Raw genomic sequence first — 236 nt, forward strand, 5'->3', positions numbered from 1 at the left:
AAGATAGATGTTTAACTTTTGTTCAAAAACAGGATTTCAAACACTTCAGTGAATATTATATGTTGGGCGTTGAACAAAGAAACAAAATAAAAATAGAAGTGGGATTATATTGGGAAGGCAGCATAAATAAAAAAAATCCCTCAAGCATTCTTTGTTGAACGAAGGAAGGATTTTTTTGATGAAAACCAGTAAAAGCGAAAAACATCTAAAAGAAAAACCAATATTATTATCCAATT

This window comes from Bacillus sp. N12A5 (genome assembly GCF_026790125.1).
Lineage (GTDB): Bacteria > Bacillota > Bacilli > Bacillales > Bacillaceae > Bacillus.